The organism is Mesorhizobium sp. M1D.F.Ca.ET.043.01.1.1 (genome assembly GCF_003952385.1).
Lineage (GTDB): Bacteria > Pseudomonadota > Alphaproteobacteria > Rhizobiales > Rhizobiaceae > Mesorhizobium.
In genome coordinates this window covers 920,679-936,719 of record NZ_CP034444.1, presented here as the reverse complement: position 1 = coordinate 936,719, position 16,041 = coordinate 920,679, and the positions used below count along the sequence as shown (strand labels likewise).

Genomic DNA, 16,041 nt, shown 5'->3' with positions numbered 1-16,041 from the left:
TGTTCATGAATGCCCCGGCCCGTCCGGGGGGATAAACGGGTCTGGCGTTCAACGGTTCCAAATGTCGTGCTGAAATGCGGCTGAAGCTAACCTGAACTTGGGTCATTCCCCGGCACCAATGAGGCTGAAAGGTGACGTTGCATCTTCGCAACAGCGAATGTCAGCAGGCTAATTATGTTGCGCTGCACACCGCTTGGTTCAAGGGGTCCAGCAGCATATATAGATTTATGACGGACCCGAATCCGGGCCGGGCGAGAGCGTGTATCGGCCGCTTCGCCACATTCCCGCCCCAGGTGGAAATGGTGTTTAACACCTTGCTCCGTCATATTGTGCCGGCTTCCCGGAATCGTGAAGCCGATTGAGGATTGACAACATGAGACAAGCCGCTGGCGTGGCGCTGGTGACGGGCGGAGCGAAAAGGATCGGCAAGGCGATCGTCGAGGATCTGGCCGCGCACGGTTTTGCCGTCGCCATCCACGCAAACCGTTCGGGCGACGAAGCCGAGGCCTTGGCCGGCCGCATCAGGGGCGAGGGCGGCCGCGCCGCCGTGGTTGCGGCCGACCTCACCGACATGGACGCCGTCGGCGATCTCGTCGGCCGCTCCGAGGCTGCCCTCGGCCCGGTCACGCTGCTCGTCAACAACGCCTCGCAGTTCGTCGACGACCGGGTCGAGGATTTCGACTGGCAGGCCTGGGACCGTCACTTCGCCGTCCATGTGAAGGCGCCGGCGCTCTTGGCGCAGAACTTTGCCCGCGCCTTGCCGGAAGGCGCCGACGGCCTGATCGTCAACATCATCGACCAGCGTGTCTGGCGGCCGACGCCGCGCTATTTCTCCTATGCGCTGTCGAAATCGGCCTTGTGGACGCAGACGCAAATGCTGGCGCAGGCGCTGGGGCCGCGCATTCGCGTCAACGCCATCGGCCCTGGCCCGACGCTCAAGAACAAGCGCCAGGACGACGACGATTTCGGCAAGCAGGTCGAGGGCCTGATCCTGAAGCGCGGTCCGCAATTGCCGGAATTCGGCGCCACCATCCGCTACCTCTGGGAGGCGCGCTCCGTCACCGGCCAGATGATCGCGCTCGACGGCGGTCAGCATCTTGCATGGCAGACGCCCGATGTGACAGGCATGGTGGAATGAGTCCTGCCCAAAAACATAAGCGAAACGGCGCCGCCGACGATCTGCCCCCCGATGTCGACCCCGAGATCGATATCGAGGACGAGGCGGCGGAGGAGATCGTCGAGCCGGAGGCGGTTCCCGCCGGTCCCGATGTCGCCTTCACGGCGATAGACTGGACGCCGCATGCCGGCGACGCCGACGGCATGGTCGGCGCCGAGGTGATCCAGACCTTCGTCAAGCGGCTGCCCAATCAGCCGGGCGTCTACCGCATGATGAATGCCGCCGGCGACGTGCTCTATGTCGGCAAGGCGCGCAGCCTGAAGAAGCGCGTCACCAACTACGCGCAGGGGCGTTTCCACACCGCCCGCATCGGCCGCATGGTGCGCGAGACGGCGACGATGGAGTTCGTCGTCACCCGCACCGAGATCGAGGCGCTGCTGCTCGAGGCCAACCTCATCAAGCGTCTGCGGCCCCGCTTCAACGTGCTGATGCGGGACGACAAGTCGTTCCCCTACATCCTGCTCACCGGCGACCACGTCTCGCCCGGCATCTACAAGCATCGCGGCGCGCGCTCGCGCAAGGGCGACTATTTCGGCCCCTTCGCGTCGGCCGGCGCGGTCGGGCGCACAATCAATTCGCTGCAGCGCGCCTTCCTGCTTCGAAGCTGCACGGATTCCTTCTACGAGAACCGCACGCGGCCCTGCCTGCTTTACCAGATCAAGCGCTGCGCCGGACCTTGCACCGGCGAGATTTCGCATCAGGGCTATGGCGAGCTGGTTGCCGAGGCGAAGGACTTTCTCTCCGGCCGCAGCCAGAAGGTGAAGACCGAGATCTCGGCCGCCATGCAGCAGGCCTCGCAAGAGCTCGATTTCGAGCGCGCCGCCATCTATCGCGACCGCCTCGCGGCGCTCTCGCATGTGCAGGCGCATCAGGGCATCAACCCGCAAACGGTCGAGGAGGCGGACGTCTTCGCCATCCACCAGGAAGGCGGCCAGACCTGCATCCAGGTGTTTTTCTTCCGCACCGGCCAGAACTGGGGCAACCGCGCCTATTTCCCCAAGGCCGATCCGGCGCTCGAGCCGGCCGAGGTGCTGGGCTCGTTCCTGGCGCAGTTCTACGACGACAAATTGCCCGCGCGGACGCTCCTCCTTTCCCACGCGGTACAGGAGCAGGAGCTGCTCGCCGAGGCGCTCTCCACCCGCGCCGGCCGCAGGATAGCGATCTCGGTGCCGCAGCGCGGCGAGAAGAAGGATCTGACCGACCACGCGCTGCAGAACGCGCGCGAGGCGCTCGGCCGCAGGCTGGCGGAAACCTCCACCCAGGCGCGGCTGCTGCAAGGTTTTGCCGAGACCTTCGGCCTCGCAAAGCAGCCCGTGCGCATCGAGGTCTACGACAACTCGCACATCATGGGCACAAATGCGGTCGGCGCGATGGTCGTCGCCGGGCCGGAAGGTTTCGTGAAGAACCAGTACCGGAAATTCAACATCCGCTCGACCGAGATCACGCCGGGCGACGATTTCGGCATGATGCGCGAGGTGATGGAGCGGCGCTTCTCGCGGCTGCTCAGGGAGCACGGCGATGCCAAGTCTTCAGGCGGGGCGGGCCCGGAAGCCGAGGACGATGCGGCCGAGGATCTCGTCGAGGGAAACGGCAGCTTCCCGGCCTGGCCCGACGTCATCCTGATCGACGGCGGCCAGGGCCAGATGACGGCGGTGCGCAAGATCCTGTCCGATCTCGGCATCGAGGATCGCGTCGTGGCCATCGGCATCGCCAAGGGACCGGACCGCGACGCCGGGCGCGAGCGCTTCTTCGTCAAGGGCCGGGATTCTTTCATGCTGCCGGTGCGCGATCCGGTGCTCTATTTCGTCCAGCGCCTGCGCGACGAGGTGCACCGCTTCGCCATCGGCTCGCACCGGGCGCGGCGCAAGAAGGAGATGGTGAAAAGCCCGCTCGACGAGATCGCCGGCATCGGTCCCGGCCGCAAGCGGGCGCTGCTGCTTGCTTTCGGCACAGCCAAGGCGGTCAGCCGCGCCGCGGTCGAGGACCTGGTCAAGGTCGACGGCATTTCCGAGCATGTGGCGAAGCTGGTCTACAACCATTTCCATGACAGCTGACCATTCTTGCGCCAATTTTCAGGCGACCAATCGAATCTCGCCTGTTGACCCGCCACATTGGCTTCTGATTTGAGTACGCAGGCGGAGAAGAGTTCCCGATCAGACATGGCCCAGCGCGCTTTCAACCTGCCGAATATCCTCACCTACGCCCGCATCGTAGCGGTGCCGCTGGTGGTGCTGTGCTTTTTCCTCGAAGGCCATCTGAAGTCGTCCGACTTCGCCCGCTGGTCGGCACTGGCGATCTTCCTGCTCGCCTCCATCACCGACTATTTCGACGGTTACTTCGCGCGCGCCTGGCAGCAGACGTCCAACATCGGCAAGATGCTCGACCCGATCGCCGACAAGCTTCTGGTCGCCACCTGTCTGCTCCTGCTCGCCGCCGACACCGACCGGCATGCCGGCATTGCCGGCTGGTCGCTCTGGGCGGCGATCATCATCCTGTGCCGCGAGATCCTGGTTTCGGGCCTGCGCGAATATCTGGCGGCGCTGAAAGTGTCGGTGCCGGTGACGCAGCTCGCCAAGTGGAAGACCACCATCCAGATGGTCGCCATCGCCTTCCTGCTCGTCGGCCCGGCCGGCGACAAGATCTTCCCGCTGACCACCCAGATCGGCCTGGTGCTGTTGTGGATCGCGGCGCTCGTGACCCTCTACACCGGCTACGACTATTTCCGCGCCGGTCTGAAGCACATCATGGACGAGTGAGATGTCAACGAAACTTATCTATTTCGCCTGGGTGCGCGAGCGGATCGGCAAGCCGGAAGAGCATGTCGAGCTGCCGGCCGGCATCGAGACGGTAGCCGACCTTTTGCGCTGGCTGAAGTCGCGCGGCGAGGAATACGAAAACGCGCTGCAATATCCGGACGTCATCCGCGTCGCCATCAACCAGGAACATGTCGGCCACCGCGAGAAAATCGCGGGCGCGCGCGAGATCGCGCTGTTTCCGCCGATGACCGGGGGCTGAGATGGCGAGCGCCGTCGTGCCGGCCATCCGCGTCCAGCGCGAGGATTTCGACATTGCCGCCGAGATCGCCGCCTTGACGAGGGGCCGCGCCGACATCGGCGCCGTGGTCACCTTCTCGGGGCTGTGCCGCGACGAGCGGGGCGCGCTTGCGGCGCTTGAGCTTGAGCACTATCCCGGCATGGCCGAGGCCGAGATCGGCCGCATCGCCGCAGAAGCCATCGAGTGCTGGCCGCTGCAGGGGCTCACCGTCATCCACCGCCACGGCAAGATCGCGCCAGGCGAGAACATCGTGTTGGTCGTTGCAGCCTCCGCCCACCGCCGGGCGGCCTTCGAGGCGGCGAATTTCCTGATGGACTACCTGAAGTCGCGCGCACCATTCTGGAAGAAGGAGCACCGCGCCGATGGCTCCGAGGGCGGCTGGGTCGAGGCCAAGGAGGCCGACGACGAGGCCGCCGGCCGCTGGAAAAAATCGGATGGATAAACTTCGGGCGAGGTACCGGGAAGCCCAAAGTCGACCGCGCACGGCCTCAGAGGCAGCCGAATGTCTTCGAAATCCAGCAAATGGCTGTCCGTAGCATCTGCGCTCGATAAGGCGCCACGCAAACTCGTGCTCTGCCCGTCCTGCCAGACAGCGACTCTCGTCGTACATGATGTACCTTTTGGCGACGAAGGCAGGTTCGAGCGCTGGGTTCATTGTCCTCTATGCGAGGACGGCACGCAGATCTTATATGGCCCACAAAATTCAAATTGATCCACTGCTGGCTGCGGCCATTGATTGACCGCAATCCTTCCTGAACCTGCAATCGGTTTGATTTGCTTTGCGGAGCAGGGTCATGCTGGACAGGATCGCGGAGTTCTTCATCTTCGGCCTGGTGCCGCTGGTCGTCGGCGTGCTCGCCGTGCCGGAAATCTCCGGCGCCGCGGAGAAGACATTGACGGGCGAGGTGACCTATCGCGAGCGCATCGCGCTGCCGCCCGATGCCGAGCTTTCGGTCGAGCTCGCCGACGTGTCGCTTGCCGATGCGCCGGCGACGATCATCGTTCACCGCAAGATCGTGCCGGCCGGCCAGCTGCCGACCAAGTTCGAGTTCGGCTTCGATCCCACGGCGGTCAAGCCCGGCAGGACCTATGCGCTGCAGGCCCGCATCACCGTCGAAGGCCGGCTGCTGTTCGTCACCGACACCCGCCACCGGGTCGATCCGCTGGACGGTAAGCCGCAGACCGTCGTGATGAAGATGGTGGCGCCCGCCACCGAGCCGGATGCCGCGGCGCTCTATGGCCAGAGCTGGCTCATAGAATATATCGACGGCGTCGGTGTGATTGCCGACCCGCAGGCGACGTTCCGCGTCAGCGAAGCCGGAAAGGCCGGCGGCAAGGGCCCGTGCAACAGCTACTTCGCCAACGCCAAGGTCGACGGCGAGAAGATCGAAATCAGCAACATCGGCTCGACCAAGATGGCCTGCGCGCCGGATGTGATGGCGCAGGAGAAGGCGCTGTTCGACGCGCTCGGCAAGGCTGCGTCATACCATGTCGACGCCGGCAAGCTCGTCATCGCCGACAAGGACGACCGCGTGATCCTGCGCTTCAACGCCGCGAGCTGAGGTCTCGACAAAGGGTGCTACACGCCGGGGCGGCGCGAAGGATCGCAAGCTGGGTCTTTCCTTGCACGCCACGACAATATCCCACGACTGCCGGAATAATCCGGGCGCCCGAGGCGTTACCTTTTCAGTAAGGCGGGCAGGCAAAAGGGCTGTTTCCAAAAACATCCCTTCACTGAAGCCGCCAGACCGAATGCGCGGCTCGATCTGGCCACTCAAAAGGAGACCAGACATGAAAAAGCACGCGCTCATCCTTGCCACTGGTGCGTCGCTCCTCGCCTTCGCCGGCATTGCGAAGGCGGACGATCACCTGTTCAATGCCACACAGCATGGCCTCAGCCTCGACAGTCAGCCCTACCAGACCAACAAGGCCGGCCACAGCGGCGATCTTGCGCCTGGGCAGGGCAGTCCGTTCACCGGCGAAGAGACGAAGACGCCGGCCACCGACACGGATGCAGCCAACCTCAACGCGAATGTGAAAGAGCGTCAACCGAAATAAAGTCAGCCCGCCGTGAGGGCGGCGGGTTTTCTCACCGCAGAGCGTGTCGCCATCATCAGCTAGCGCGGGGCAGTTCCAGGCATCGAACAGTCGAATGCGGGGGAGCCCGGTGTTGTGTAGGAAGCGAGACTGGGTCGTGAGGGCAGGCCGGCGATTTCTAGAAGCAGCTTTCGCCGGATCGCCACCTCGAACATGGCGAGATCGTCGATTCCGATCACAAATGCGTCCAGCCCGCCGATGACGCAACGCTCATAGTACAAGGAAAGATATCGTCGGCCAAAGGATTGAAAGCCGTTGGAGCCACTATGCGGAAGCGATACCGGCAGGCCGTTGATGGTGATTCCCGAGCTTGTCAGCATGTCGCGTATCGGTTCGACCGGCAGGCCGGCATTGTTCGGGCCATCGCCTGATATGTCGACGACCCGGCGCTCGCCATCCGCCTGATTGTGCGCCAACAGACCGGCCGCTGCCAGCAACCCACCGGAAATGGACGTACCCGCTTCCGCGACGATTGGTTTCGTCGAGAGGGCTTCGGCCAAGCGCTTTGCATCGTCGGCACTGCTGACAATCGTCCACGGCAGCACGACGCGTTGATATGCTGGCCCGGCCCACTCAAGGTAAGAGACAGCAATCGCGCCGCGAGCGCCTGATCCGATTGCTCGTGCGAGGTCTGGGTGGCGGAAGGCACTGACATAACCGTCGCGCTGGACCTGCTGCTCGGCGCGAGTCATCGAGGATGAGACATCGACCGCGAGGACCAGTTCGAGGTCGACGCTGGGCTTTCGCAGGCTACCGGCCGCTGTCGGAGAACAGGGGCCGCTGGCGAGGAGCGTCAGTATCAACAAATATGATGTTGCCGGCCCCGATTGTTTTGGAAGGACGGGCCTGTTTCGCCACCCCAACATTGCTGCCATCCGGCATAGCCCGGCGCGCGGCCGCGGTTTCGAGAGTTCAAGGGGACTCTGGGCTGGCAGATCGTGGCACGCTTCACCCGAACGGGTGAGGGCTGTTCAGTACCGCGAAGGCGCGCGTAGGCGCGACAGTAGCGCCGTGAGCTCGGCCTGGCGATGCGTTCCGGTCTTGGCGAGAATCGCGCGGAGTTGAGTTCGCGCCGTTTCGCGGCCGATCGCCAGCCGCGCGCTCGCCGCGTCGATGCCGCCGCCAGTGGCAAGGCTGGAGGCCAGCCGCGCTTCGGCCGCGGTCAGCTGGAAAGCCAGGCCAAGCAACCGTTCCGACGGGATCTTTTCGCTGACGAGATCGGTGAAGCTAAGCAGGAAGTCACCACCGTTGAACAGATCGCGCACGAATGACGTCATCGGCACGATCTCGGCCAGAAGCCAGAACAATCCGTCACGGGTGACGACCTCCGGCTCCGCCAGAAACGTTTCGTCTCGCGCGCTTGTGGCGGCCATATGGATCATCCGCTGAAGACGTGAATCGCTCTCGCGATCCGTCGCGTGGATGCGGCTGTGTCGGACCATAAGGCCAGAGCCGAACAAGGCGTCCGCGTGCTTGTTGCAACGTCTGAGACCGCCGCGGCTATCGAGCAGCGCTGCCGCACAATTGAACTGGTCGAGCATGGTCAATGTCGGGTCAAGCGAAACATCCCAGATCTTCTCGGCCAGACTGACGATGCGGGCTAGGTCCGGCGCCACGCGCAGAAAATGCTCGGCTTCCGACATTTCAAAGGGGCCGCCCTTTGTGGCATCGCGGTACATCGACAGGACCCATTTGCGTCGCTTGACCGGGAAAACCACGGCGGCCCACAACTCGCGATGCCCCGGACGGGCTATCTCCTGATAGTAAGGCAGGAGCCTTCGTTCCTCCGGCGTGGAGATTTCGTCTTCGACTGTGAAGCAGGGTGCCGATTTCGGCAGCAGCGGCTCCCTTTCCGGATGCGGGTCGGGCGCGTCTCGAGCGTTCTCGACCCAGAGTTCCGTGAATTCAGCGTGTTCCAGCGAGTCCGGCGTCGGTCTGGTTCGCTTGCTTTGATCGCTGCGGAACGGATGCGTGTTGTCGTGGGTGCGGACAGCGCAACTCGTCACGCCCAGGCAATCAGCCAAGTTTTGCAGGGCCACCGGCCACCGTCCGAATTCGAAGGCGGCATCGTAGCAATCTTCGATCGCGGATGCGATTCCCCGGCTGGCAGCCATTCGAATTGGCCTTCGTCGATAGTGGGCCACCGCTGGTCAATTTATCACAACTCGCGGGGTTCGAAAAATCGCAAGCAAGGCGGATTTGCGAACGGGAATTGGAATGTGGGTTTCGGGAGGAAACACCGTTTTTCCTTTGATCTCGATTGAGGGCCGCTGGCGGGCGGCAAGGCAAGTCTAGTCGGGCCACCCAATTGACCAGGTTTGTGAAAACACATAGTTTTCGCCGACAGAAAAATGGGGATGGGGTTCCCCCGAAACCGCCCTTTTGGGCTGATGACTCCTGCCAGGCGTGCTTTCGCGCGGCAGGATTTGTTTTTCCGCTCGCATCATGCCTGTTTTGGTGAGGTGATTCCTGTGTGGAATCGCATTGGAAAGGCATGAAGCGATGACCCTTGCGGCTTGCGCCCTGGTCCTGATCGGGGGCTTCTTCGGCGGTATTTGCCGCTTCTTCCTGTCGGGCCTGGTTGGCCGCAGCGTCGGCGAGACCTTTCCCTGGGGCACGCTGGCGGTCAACGTCTCCGGCGCGCTGGCCATCGGCGCCTTCGCCGGCGCGGCGCGGTCGGTCGGCGGCATCTTTTCCGCCGAGCTGGTGCGCGACCTGATCGTGGTCGGCCTGTTCGGCGGCTATACCACGGTATCGTCCTTCTGCCTGCAGACGCTGAACCTGGCGCTCGACGGCGAGCGGCGGCTCGCTGCCTTCAACGCCGTCGCCTCGGCGGCGCTCTGCGTGCTTGCCGTTGCGCTCGGCTTCTGGGCCGTCGTGGCAGGGTAGGACGCCGGTGTCCGGAAACGATAGACAGACGACCCTGCGGCTTTATCTGGCGGTCGGCTGCGGCGCGGCAGTCGGCTCGCTGGCGCGCTTCCTGTGCGGCTACGTCATCGTCTCGCTGCTGGGCTGGAGCGCCCTTCTTGCAACGGCTTTCGTCAACGTCGTCGGCTCCTGGGTCATCATGTTCTTCGCCACGCTGACCCGGCCGGACGGGCGCCTGATGGTCGGGCCCGCCGGCCGTCAGTTCGTCACGAGCGGCGTCTGCGGCGGCCTCACCACCTTCTCGGCCATGAGCCTCGACACCTTCATCCTGCTTTTCGAGGGCGACCTTGGCCTCGCCGCGACCTATCTTGCCAGCGTGCTCGTGCTGTCGCTGGCGTCCGCCTGGCTTGGCTACGCAATGGCGACCAGGATCAATCGATAATCAGGGAGGAGAACATGGAACTTCCCAGCCAATGCGTGCTGCTCAGGATCTTCTTCGGCGAGGACGACAAGGCGGCCGACGGCAAGCCGCTGCATGAGGCGATCGTCATCAAGGCACGCGAGACCGGCATGGCGGGCGCGACTGTGCTCAGGGGACCGCTCGGCTTCGGCCGCTCGAGCGTGCTCCACACCGCCAAGATCCTGCGGCTGTCGCAGGACCTGCCCATCGTCGTCGAGATCGTCGACGCGCCGGAGAAGATCGATGCGCTGATCCCTCAGATCAAGGCGCTGACCAGCAGCTGCCTGATCACCAGGGAGAAGGTCGAGGTGATCCGCTACGGCGACGGGGATTGAACCCGACCGTTCGATCAGCCATGGCGAAGACGACGGCTTATCGAGTCTTCGTCGAAAATGCCCGCGGAAAAGAGCTTCATGGCTTCGATCGCCAGCTCGGAGGCTTCGGGGCTGCCGCGGGTGATGCCCCGCTCGTCGCAGACCTGGTCATAGATACGCTTCAACAGGACGAGATCGTCCGGATAGGCAACGCCGCTTTTGGAAACATGGGATTTGATCATGCTTCCCTCCCTTTTCACGGGCGGAAGCGTGGTGGTCGCTCACAGCCGGCGACGCCCTTGCAACTTGTCGCCGATGCCATGGAGCTAGCGCGCGCTTCGCGTTTGTCCATCGCGGAATGAAGAAAGGGCGGCGTCGGTCGAGCGGCGCCGCCCTTATTCTCAGTCAAACGGCCAAGGCTCAGCCGACGATTTCGGTGTCCGAGAACCAGTAGCGGATCTCCTGCGCGGCGGTTTCCGGCGCGTCCGAGCCGTGCACCGAATTTTCGCCGATCGACAGCGCATGCACCTTGCGGATGGTGCCCTCGGCGGCGTTGGCCGGGTTGGTGGCGCCCATCACTTCGCGGTTCTTGGCAATGGCGTTCTCGCCTTCCAGCACCTGCACGACGGTCGGGCCCGACGACATGAACTCGACCAGCTCGCCGAAGAACGGACGATCCTTGTGGACGGCGTAGAAGCCCTCGGCCTCGCGGCGGCTCATCCACACGCGGCGCGACGCGATGACGCGCAAGCCCGCGTCCTCCAGCATCCTGGTGATGGCGCCGGTCAGGTTGCGCTTGGTCGCGTCCGGCTTGATCATGGAGAAGGTGCGTTCGATCGCCATTGGGTCGTCCTTGTTCTGGGAATGGAAATTGGAGTGGCGGGCTCTATACAAGCCGCCCGGCGGCTTGCCAAGGGGAGGCGGATTCTGGTCAATGCGGACTGTTTGCGGGATAATTAGACGGCTGCGAGCGCGCTTCGCATGGAGGTCCCGGTGTCGCGGCAGCGGAGCTGGAAGCGATGAACCGGCCTCACCTCAGGCGCGGCGATGTCGCCGGCATTCTCCTGATGGCCGTGGTTCTTGCCGCGATCGTCTTCGTCCTGCTGTTCTTTCCACAGCGCGGGCAGCAGAATTTCGGCTTCGGCCCGGAATGGCAATGCGCTCGCATGGAACAAGGCGATCCGATCTGCGTCAGGCTTGTCGACAATGGCACGCCGAAAAGGGGCGCCGAACAAGAGCGCGCGCCAAAGTAGACGCTACAGCTCGATCTCTACGGTCAATGCCGGAGCGTCACCGGCCTTCAGTCCTTCGCGTTGCCGCACCGAGGCCTTGACCGGCAGAAGCAGGCTTCCGGACGCCTTGTCGGGGAAGAGCGACGTGCTCCATCTTGTCTTGCCGATGACGGCCGTCACGCCGAGCGAGCCCCAGGGCCGCGCCCGCCCTGCCATCGCCGTCTTGATCCGGGCCGCGAGTTCCGCCGGCAGCGTCACGAAGTGCCAGCCGCCCTTGCCGGGATAGACCCAGATCTCGCCCTGCATCTCATAGCGCAGCATGGCGATCCCGCCGCCCGCGGCCCCGCGAGATCATCCCGTCACGCCGCGGCCGCGACCTGGCGGCCGATGCCGTCATGCAGGCCGAGGCAGCGCTCGAACCACTGGGCCACGCTGTCGTCGGGCTCGAGCAGCCGATAGGGCGAGGCGATGCGCCCCCATTGCAGCGCGCCGAAGACGATGTAATCGGCAAACAGCGGCGATGCTCCGCCGATGAAAGGCTGGTAGCTGAGCATCGAGCGCAGCGGCTCCAGCGAGGCGCGGAAGCCGGCGAGCCCGGCGTCGCGGTTCGCCACCACATCTTCCAGCCGCTTGCCGTAACGCTCCTCACGGCTCCTCCGGAAATAGGCGGCGTTTGCCTCATCCTGCATCCCATTGAGATCCGTCAGTGCCACGGTCGCGACGTAAGGATGGATGGTAAGCTGCGACCAACGCTCGATGAAGCGCGCCATTGCCTTGCCGCCTTCGCCGGAAAACAGCGTCGGCCGTTCCGGATAGGTCTCTTCGAGATAGAGCGCGATGGCGAAGGAATCGCCCACCACGCGGTCGCCGTCGCGGATCACCGGCACCGTCTTCGACACGCCGCCCTCCACCTCAGGCACTTCCAGGAAGCGCGTCGGCACCTTGGTGGCATCGAGCCCCTTATGGGCCAGCGCCATCTTGGTCTTCCAGCAATGCGGACTGAACGGGCGGTGGGCGTCGTGGCCGACGAGGTCATAGAACAGAATGGTCATTGCGGTTCCTGCGGGTTAGGAAGAGCCGGGATTCGTTGCGAACCAGATGGAAGAATGAAACAGCATTTCATGATGTTTGCGGCCTACAATCAATGGGCCAATGCGCGCATCTACGATGCCGCTGCCGATCTCAGCGACGAGGAATTCAACCGCGATACCGGCGCCTTCTTCGGCTCTATGATGGGAACGCTCAACCATATCCTGACCGCCGACCGTATCTGGATGAAGCGTTTCACAGGCGAGGGGCACGCACCGTCGTCCCTTGACGCCATTCTTTACAAGGCGTTGCCACCGTTGCACAGCGCGCGCGAGGCAGAGGACATACGGATCATCGACTGGCTCGGCGGCATGAGCGAGAAGGCGCTCGCCGGCCGCTTCTCCTACATGACGCTTTCCGATATGCGCACAGTCTCGCAGCGGCTGGCGCCGGCGCTCAGCCATTTCTTCAACCACCAGACCCATCACCGCGGCCAGGCGCATATGTGCCTCACCGTGCTCGGCAGGCCCTCGGTGCCGCTCGACCTGATGCTGTTCCAGCGCTCCGAGGAAGGCCGCGCCTACGCCTGAAGCTTGCTCGGATCTGGCTGGCCAATCCCAAAAATCTAATGCAATTTCGTCTATATTTTTAAAACGACAATATCGTGTTTGAAAACCACGATTAGCCATATGCGCAGAAGCTAAAGAAACCAAAAGCGCACTCTCGGCGTATCTCCTGTCTTAAAAAGTGCATGCGAGTGACATTGCAACAATGCTGCAATGCGGAAATAGAAAACCACAAGGAGAGTGTTATGGCTAGTATCGCAAAGAGATTCGCCAGCACGTTGGCGAGTGGTGCAATCATCGCTGTTCTTGCCATGCCGGCGAACGCGCAGAGCGTCGGGCTTGGAGGGGTTGGCGGCGTATCGGTAGGCGGCAACAGCGCCGATGCCAACGCGGGCGGCCCAAATGGGGCTGACGCCAATGCATCCTTCGGCGGCGGCAGCACCAGCGCCAACGTTTCGATCGGCGGCACGAGCGGCGCCAACGGAACCGGCACCATCGGCGGCGGCGGTTCCACGGCCACGGCATCCATCGGCGGGACAAACGGGGCCGGAGCCGATGCGACTTTGGGCAACGGCACCAATAGCGCGCTCAACGCGACGGTCGGCGGCACGAGCGGCGTTGGCGCCGGTCTTGGCGTTGGCGGCATCGTTCCTGGAGCTCTCGGCGCGACACCGCCCGGAACCCCGAACGTGGCTTCCGCCGTCGCCCAACTGTCGAGCAGCCAGCTGGCACGGATGAAGAAGCGCTGCGTCGATGTGCTCAGCAGCGAAGGCACCTACGACCGCGATCTCAGGGCGCTCTGCCTGATGATTTCGCGTCGCTGACAGCGCCGCAGGTGGCATAGCCGGAACCAAGCTGTGAGGCTCTGCGGCACTCTCCTACCGTGTCGCCGGCCGCTGCCGGCTGCATGCTGACGAGATCCTCCAGCCGTCGGAGGGCCCGCTGCGGTGGTGGGCCCTCTGACGCTTCAACCTTCGAGAGATCGAAAGGACAACTGGTTAACCAACGTCGCATTGAAGCCAATGTATTAGGATTTCGTTTGCGCTCGCACTGCACAATGGACCCGTTGCAGTGGGAGCGAATGCCATGCGCATCGATTTGTCCGCCACCAGTTGGGGCAGGGTGGTGGCTGTTACGGTCGCCGGCACCGCCTTCTTCATTGCTGCCGCCTTCTTTGTCGATTCCTTCAACTTTCCTTCGCTGTCGCCCGAGGCGCTGCTCTGGGCCAAGCTCACCGACCTGTTCCTACCGCTCATCCTGGGCGGTTCCTTCCTGTTCTTCCTGATGTGGAAGATGCGCCAACTGGCCATCACCCAGAAGGAGCTCAGCATCGTCGCTGCGACCGACAGCTTGACGGCGGTCTTCAACCGCGGCGCGTTCTCGATGCTGGTCGAGGCCTATCTCAACCAGGCCCGCAGCCATGACGTCGCCGATGCCGGCGCGCTGCTGATCGTCGACGCCGATCATTTCAAGTCGATCAACGACCGCCTCGGCCATGATTGCGGCGACGAGGCGCTGAAGCTGATCGCCAGGACGATCCAGGGCCAGCTCCACGGCGCCGACATCGTCGGACGCATCGGCGGCGAGGAATTCGCGGTCTTCCTTCCGGGCGCCGACGCAACGCGCTCCTTCCTGGTCGCGGAATCGATCAGGCTGCGCATCCGCGAGGCCGACTTCGCGCCCGGCGGCCAGCCATGTCCGCTTTCGGTTAGCATCGGCGGCATCGCTTTCAGCGGCCCCACCACCTATCACGCCATGTTCCAAGTCGCCGACAGGCATCTCTACAAGGCGAAATCGAACGGACGCGACCAGGTGAGCTTCGAAAGCCCGCGCAACCGGTTATCCGGCGGGGCCGCCAGCACGTTCCACTGATCGGTTCTGTGCGACGGGCCTTACCGGCTCTCACTGGCGGCTGCGATTGAGCAGCGGCCTGTGCTGGCGGATGAGCCGGCGCTCGATGTCGAGACAGGGCCTGATCAGGCCCGCGGCCGTCAATGCCGGCTCGGGCTGATGGACAACCGCCGTCAGCATGCCATGCGCGGTCAGCAGGCCCAGCCACTTCAACGCTTCCCATTTCGGCGTCGCGCCGCCGTGCCCGGCCAGGCTCCGGTTGATATAGCCGGGATAGGAGAGCAGACGCTTGCCGGCCGATGCGCCGCAAGTGCCGATCCTGACCGGCTTGCCGTCGGCGGTGATCCAGACATAGACGGCCTCGCAAAGCTCGCACACCTTCGGGTCGGTTACCGTGACCCGGATCGACGACTTGTCGCGGCCGAGCCTCATTTCCGCCGCCGGTTTGAACTGGTCGTGATCGAGAAACATTGGCATCCCTGCTGCATGTCCGCAAACCTGCACGGGGAAGGCGAATGTTCTGTGCGCTGTTTCACGCAGCCGGCTGGTCTGTGCGCTGTTTCACGCGGCGGACCGTTCTATGCGGTGTTTCATGCAGCGCGGGAAAAGTTCGCAGGGGGCCGGCCAGGCAGCGGCATGCATAGGGGAAGACAGGAAGACCCGTCTGAGAGCCATCTCAGACGGGTCTAGTCGGGCCGTTGTCGGCGTCAGGCGGGGCCGATCTCAGGCGGCGAAGCCGCTATGGCCGCGCGCGACCGGCTTTACCGAGACGATCGGCTGATCCGACGGCCACAAGATGCCGGCCGTCACCGCGAAGGTGATCAGCGCATCGCGCGCCGATTCGGCGGAGATATCTCCGGCCCGTGCGGCTTCGCAGGCCTTCGCCGCGGCGCCGTAGCTCAGCCGCCGGCGCGACGGCGGGAACTCGGTCAGGAACTCATGCATGTCGGACAGCGAAGCGATCATGCGCTTGTGCCCGGCGCCGACACTGACTGCGACCGGCGTGAGGAAGAACCTGTCGTGCATTGAGACCTCTCGGATTGGGGCGGAGGACGGCGGGCTGCCGGCCTCGGTCTGGACGCCACACAACGCGCCTTTGGGGCGCGAGGTTCCACGTTGGGAGATCTTTTCCTGCCCGCCGCCAGAGGCGGCAATCGCGAGGCAGATCGTCATGGGCCGGATCTGGTCGTGATTGCCATCTCCGCCGGGGGTTGCGGGACGTGGTAATGTGCCGACAACACCAGCAGGAGGATGGCAACCCCTGCGAACAACATCGCAACAATGTTGACGAAGAGCTGGCCGGCCCGTTCGGCAAGCCGTTGCCGCCAGTTCATCGCCGATGGGATCAAGCGCATTGTCCACCTGTCCTACAGACGCCGCCCAGCGCGGCGTC

23 protein-coding genes and 1 riboswitch are annotated in these 16,041 nt (G+C 63.9%); of the genes, 14 read left to right on the top strand and 9 right to left on the bottom strand.

Annotated features, from left to right (window positions below):
- The first annotated feature begins 373 nt into the window (after positions 1-373).
- The 7 genes from EJ067_RS04900 to EJ067_RS04870 all read left to right on the top strand — a co-directional run bounded on the left by EJ067_RS04900 (position 374) and on the right by EJ067_RS04870 (position 6,289).
- Positions 374-1,138, top strand: a complete 765-nt coding sequence (locus tag EJ067_RS04900; protein ID WP_126084925.1) for an SDR family oxidoreductase — start codon at positions 374-376, stop codon at positions 1,136-1,138.
- The gene (gene uvrC, locus EJ067_RS04895; RefSeq protein WP_126084924.1) at positions 1,135-3,231 is read left to right on the top strand and encodes an excinuclease ABC subunit UvrC; all 2,097 of its coding nucleotides are present in this window, start codon (positions 1,135-1,137) and stop codon (positions 3,229-3,231) included. The genes EJ067_RS04900 and uvrC overlap by 4 nt, the downstream gene beginning before the upstream one ends.
- Before the next feature lie 105 nt (positions 3,232-3,336).
- Positions 3,337-3,933: a CDP-diacylglycerol--glycerol-3-phosphate 3-phosphatidyltransferase gene (gene pgsA, locus EJ067_RS04890; RefSeq protein ID WP_126084923.1), complete on the top strand. Its 597-nt coding sequence runs from the start codon at positions 3,337-3,339 to the stop codon at positions 3,931-3,933.
- 1 nt (position 3,934) lies between these two features.
- Positions 3,935-4,192 carry a molybdopterin converting factor subunit 1 gene (gene moaD, locus EJ067_RS04885; protein ID WP_040972157.1) on the top strand — a complete coding sequence of 86 codons (258 nt, stop codon included), beginning with the start codon at positions 3,935-3,937 and terminating at the stop codon, positions 4,190-4,192.
- 1 nt (position 4,193) lies between these two features.
- Positions 4,194-4,673: a molybdenum cofactor biosynthesis protein MoaE gene (locus EJ067_RS04880; protein WP_126084922.1), complete on the top strand. Its 480-nt coding sequence runs from the start codon at positions 4,194-4,196 to the stop codon at positions 4,671-4,673.
- 352 nt (positions 4,674-5,025) lie between these two features.
- Entirely contained in the window at positions 5,026-5,793 is a 768-nt protein-coding gene (locus EJ067_RS04875; protein ID WP_126084921.1) for a YbaY family lipoprotein, read from the top strand.
- Positions 5,794-6,022: 229 nt separating this feature from the next.
- Positions 6,023-6,289, top strand: a complete 267-nt coding sequence (locus EJ067_RS04870; RefSeq protein WP_126084920.1) for a hypothetical protein — start codon at positions 6,023-6,025, stop codon at positions 6,287-6,289.
- Between the two features lie 59 nt (positions 6,290-6,348).
- Here EJ067_RS04870 and EJ067_RS04865 read toward each other — a convergent pair whose 3' ends face one another.
- Positions 6,349-7,134 carry a DUF1194 domain-containing protein gene (locus tag EJ067_RS04865; RefSeq protein ID WP_189510409.1) on the bottom strand — a complete coding sequence of 262 codons (786 nt, stop codon included), beginning with the start codon at positions 7,132-7,134 and terminating at the stop codon, positions 6,349-6,351.
- A 165-nt stretch (positions 7,135-7,299) separates the two neighbouring features.
- Positions 7,300-8,367: a helix-turn-helix transcriptional regulator gene (locus EJ067_RS04860; protein WP_126084918.1), complete on the bottom strand. Its 1,068-nt coding sequence runs from the start codon at positions 8,365-8,367 to the stop codon at positions 7,300-7,302.
- A gap of 305 nt (positions 8,368-8,672) precedes the next feature.
- Positions 8,673-8,735: riboswitch (Fluoride riboswitch) on the top strand.
- Between the two features lie 95 nt (positions 8,736-8,830).
- On the opposite strand from EJ067_RS04860, the gene crcB (EJ067_RS04855) reads away from it, so the two are divergent.
- Genes crcB (EJ067_RS04855) through EJ067_RS04845 form a run of 3 tightly spaced genes read left to right on the top strand, consistent with a single transcriptional unit; the run spans position 8,831 to position 9,991 of the window.
- Positions 8,831-9,217, top strand: a complete 387-nt coding sequence (gene crcB, locus EJ067_RS04855; RefSeq protein WP_126084917.1) for a fluoride efflux transporter CrcB — start codon at positions 8,831-8,833, stop codon at positions 9,215-9,217.
- Between the two features lie 7 nt (positions 9,218-9,224).
- On the top strand, positions 9,225-9,638 hold the full coding sequence (gene crcB, locus EJ067_RS04850) for a fluoride efflux transporter CrcB (protein WP_126084916.1): 414 nt from the start codon (positions 9,225-9,227) through the stop codon (positions 9,636-9,638).
- A 14-nt stretch (positions 9,639-9,652) separates the two neighbouring features.
- The gene (locus EJ067_RS04845) at positions 9,653-9,991 is read left to right on the top strand and encodes a DUF190 domain-containing protein (RefSeq protein ID WP_126084915.1); all 339 of its coding nucleotides are present in this window, start codon (positions 9,653-9,655) and stop codon (positions 9,989-9,991) included.
- Between the two features lie 14 nt (positions 9,992-10,005).
- Here the strand turns inward: EJ067_RS04845 and EJ067_RS04840 are convergent, their stop codons facing one another.
- Complete coding sequence (locus EJ067_RS04840; protein WP_126084914.1) at positions 10,006-10,212, bottom strand: hypothetical protein; 207 nt, start codon at positions 10,210-10,212, stop codon at positions 10,006-10,008.
- Positions 10,213-10,390: 178 nt separating this feature from the next.
- On the bottom strand, positions 10,391-10,813 hold the full coding sequence (ndk, locus tag EJ067_RS04835) for a nucleoside-diphosphate kinase (RefSeq protein ID WP_126084913.1): 423 nt from the start codon (positions 10,811-10,813) through the stop codon (positions 10,391-10,393).
- 176 nt (positions 10,814-10,989) lie between these two features.
- On the opposite strand from ndk, the gene EJ067_RS04830 reads away from it, so the two are divergent.
- Complete coding sequence (locus EJ067_RS04830) at positions 10,990-11,223, top strand: hypothetical protein (protein WP_126084912.1); 234 nt, start codon at positions 10,990-10,992, stop codon at positions 11,221-11,223.
- Positions 11,224-11,226: 3 nt separating this feature from the next.
- On the opposite strand, the gene EJ067_RS04825 is transcribed toward EJ067_RS04830, so the two are convergent.
- Together EJ067_RS04825 and EJ067_RS04820 are read right to left on the bottom strand one after the other, a co-directional pair.
- On the bottom strand, positions 11,227-11,523 hold the full coding sequence (locus EJ067_RS04825; RefSeq protein WP_126084911.1) for a DUF1905 domain-containing protein: 297 nt from the start codon (positions 11,521-11,523) through the stop codon (positions 11,227-11,229).
- A gap of 38 nt (positions 11,524-11,561) precedes the next feature.
- Positions 11,562-12,254: a glutathione S-transferase family protein gene (locus EJ067_RS04820; protein WP_126084910.1), complete on the bottom strand. Its 693-nt coding sequence runs from the start codon at positions 12,252-12,254 to the stop codon at positions 11,562-11,564.
- Positions 12,255-12,308: 54 nt separating this feature from the next.
- Here EJ067_RS04820 and EJ067_RS04815 point away from each other — a divergent pair, with 54 nt between their 5' ends.
- The 3 genes from EJ067_RS04815 (at position 12,309) to EJ067_RS04805 (ending at position 14,669) form a co-directional block, all read left to right on the top strand.
- Entirely contained in the window at positions 12,309-12,821 is a 513-nt protein-coding gene (locus EJ067_RS04815) for a DinB family protein (protein ID WP_126084909.1), read from the top strand.
- Between the two features lie 221 nt (positions 12,822-13,042).
- Positions 13,043-13,621, top strand: a complete 579-nt coding sequence (locus tag EJ067_RS04810; RefSeq protein WP_126084908.1) for a hypothetical protein — start codon at positions 13,043-13,045, stop codon at positions 13,619-13,621.
- A 262-nt stretch (positions 13,622-13,883) separates the two neighbouring features.
- On the top strand, positions 13,884-14,669 hold the full coding sequence (locus tag EJ067_RS04805; protein ID WP_126084907.1) for a GGDEF domain-containing protein: 786 nt from the start codon (positions 13,884-13,886) through the stop codon (positions 14,667-14,669).
- Between the two features lie 30 nt (positions 14,670-14,699).
- Here the strand turns inward: EJ067_RS04805 and EJ067_RS04800 are convergent, their stop codons facing one another.
- The 3 genes from EJ067_RS04800 to EJ067_RS04790 all read right to left on the bottom strand — a co-directional run bounded on the left by EJ067_RS04800 (position 14,700) and on the right by EJ067_RS04790 (position 16,003).
- Complete coding sequence (locus tag EJ067_RS04800) at positions 14,700-15,119, bottom strand: hypothetical protein (protein WP_126084906.1); 420 nt, start codon at positions 15,117-15,119, stop codon at positions 14,700-14,702.
- Between the two features lie 252 nt (positions 15,120-15,371).
- The gene (locus tag EJ067_RS04795) at positions 15,372-15,674 is read right to left on the bottom strand and encodes a DUF982 domain-containing protein (protein ID WP_126084905.1); all 303 of its coding nucleotides are present in this window, start codon (positions 15,672-15,674) and stop codon (positions 15,372-15,374) included.
- Positions 15,675-15,817: 143 nt separating this feature from the next.
- Positions 15,818-16,003 (bottom strand): hypothetical protein, encoded by a 186-nt coding sequence (locus tag EJ067_RS04790; RefSeq protein ID WP_126084904.1) that lies wholly within the window; start codon positions 16,001-16,003, stop codon positions 15,818-15,820.
- Between the last annotated feature and the right edge of the window lie 38 nt (positions 16,004-16,041).

Coding starts and splice junctions, on each gene's coding strand:
- EJ067_RS04900 (WP_126084925.1), top strand. CDS start 374: ATGAGACAAGCCGCTGGCGTGGCGCTGGTGACGGGCGGAGCGAAAAGG.
- uvrC (WP_126084924.1), top strand. CDS start 1,135: ATGAGTCCTGCCCAAAAACATAAGCGAAACGGCGCCGCCGACGATCTG.
- pgsA (WP_126084923.1), top strand. CDS start 3,337: ATGGCCCAGCGCGCTTTCAACCTGCCGAATATCCTCACCTACGCCCGC.
- moaD (WP_040972157.1), top strand. CDS start 3,935: ATGTCAACGAAACTTATCTATTTCGCCTGGGTGCGCGAGCGGATCGGC.
- EJ067_RS04880 (WP_126084922.1), top strand. CDS start 4,194: ATGGCGAGCGCCGTCGTGCCGGCCATCCGCGTCCAGCGCGAGGATTTC.
- EJ067_RS04875 (WP_126084921.1), top strand. CDS start 5,026: ATGCTGGACAGGATCGCGGAGTTCTTCATCTTCGGCCTGGTGCCGCTG.
- EJ067_RS04870 (WP_126084920.1), top strand. CDS start 6,023: ATGAAAAAGCACGCGCTCATCCTTGCCACTGGTGCGTCGCTCCTCGCC.
- crcB (WP_126084917.1), top strand. CDS start 8,831: ATGACCCTTGCGGCTTGCGCCCTGGTCCTGATCGGGGGCTTCTTCGGC.
- EJ067_RS04845 (WP_126084915.1), top strand. CDS start 9,653: ATGGAACTTCCCAGCCAATGCGTGCTGCTCAGGATCTTCTTCGGCGAG.
- EJ067_RS04840 (WP_126084914.1), bottom strand. CDS start 10,212: ATGATCAAATCCCATGTTTCCAAAAGCGGCGTTGCCTATCCGGACGAT.
- ndk (WP_126084913.1), bottom strand. CDS start 10,813: ATGGCGATCGAACGCACCTTCTCCATGATCAAGCCGGACGCGACCAAG.
- EJ067_RS04830 (WP_126084912.1), top strand. CDS start 10,990: ATGAACCGGCCTCACCTCAGGCGCGGCGATGTCGCCGGCATTCTCCTG.
- EJ067_RS04825 (WP_126084911.1), bottom strand. CDS start 11,523: ATGCTGCGCTATGAGATGCAGGGCGAGATCTGGGTCTATCCCGGCAAG.
- EJ067_RS04820 (WP_126084910.1), bottom strand. CDS start 12,254: ATGACCATTCTGTTCTATGACCTCGTCGGCCACGACGCCCACCGCCCG.
- EJ067_RS04815 (WP_126084909.1), top strand. CDS start 12,309: ATGAAACAGCATTTCATGATGTTTGCGGCCTACAATCAATGGGCCAAT.
- EJ067_RS04810 (WP_126084908.1), top strand. CDS start 13,043: ATGGCTAGTATCGCAAAGAGATTCGCCAGCACGTTGGCGAGTGGTGCA.
- EJ067_RS04805 (WP_126084907.1), top strand. CDS start 13,884: ATGCGCATCGATTTGTCCGCCACCAGTTGGGGCAGGGTGGTGGCTGTT.
- EJ067_RS04800 (WP_126084906.1), bottom strand. CDS start 15,119: ATGTTTCTCGATCACGACCAGTTCAAACCGGCGGCGGAAATGAGGCTC.
- EJ067_RS04795 (WP_126084905.1), bottom strand. CDS start 15,674: ATGCACGACAGGTTCTTCCTCACGCCGGTCGCAGTCAGTGTCGGCGCC.
- EJ067_RS04790 (WP_126084904.1), bottom strand. CDS start 16,003: ATGCGCTTGATCCCATCGGCGATGAACTGGCGGCAACGGCTTGCCGAA.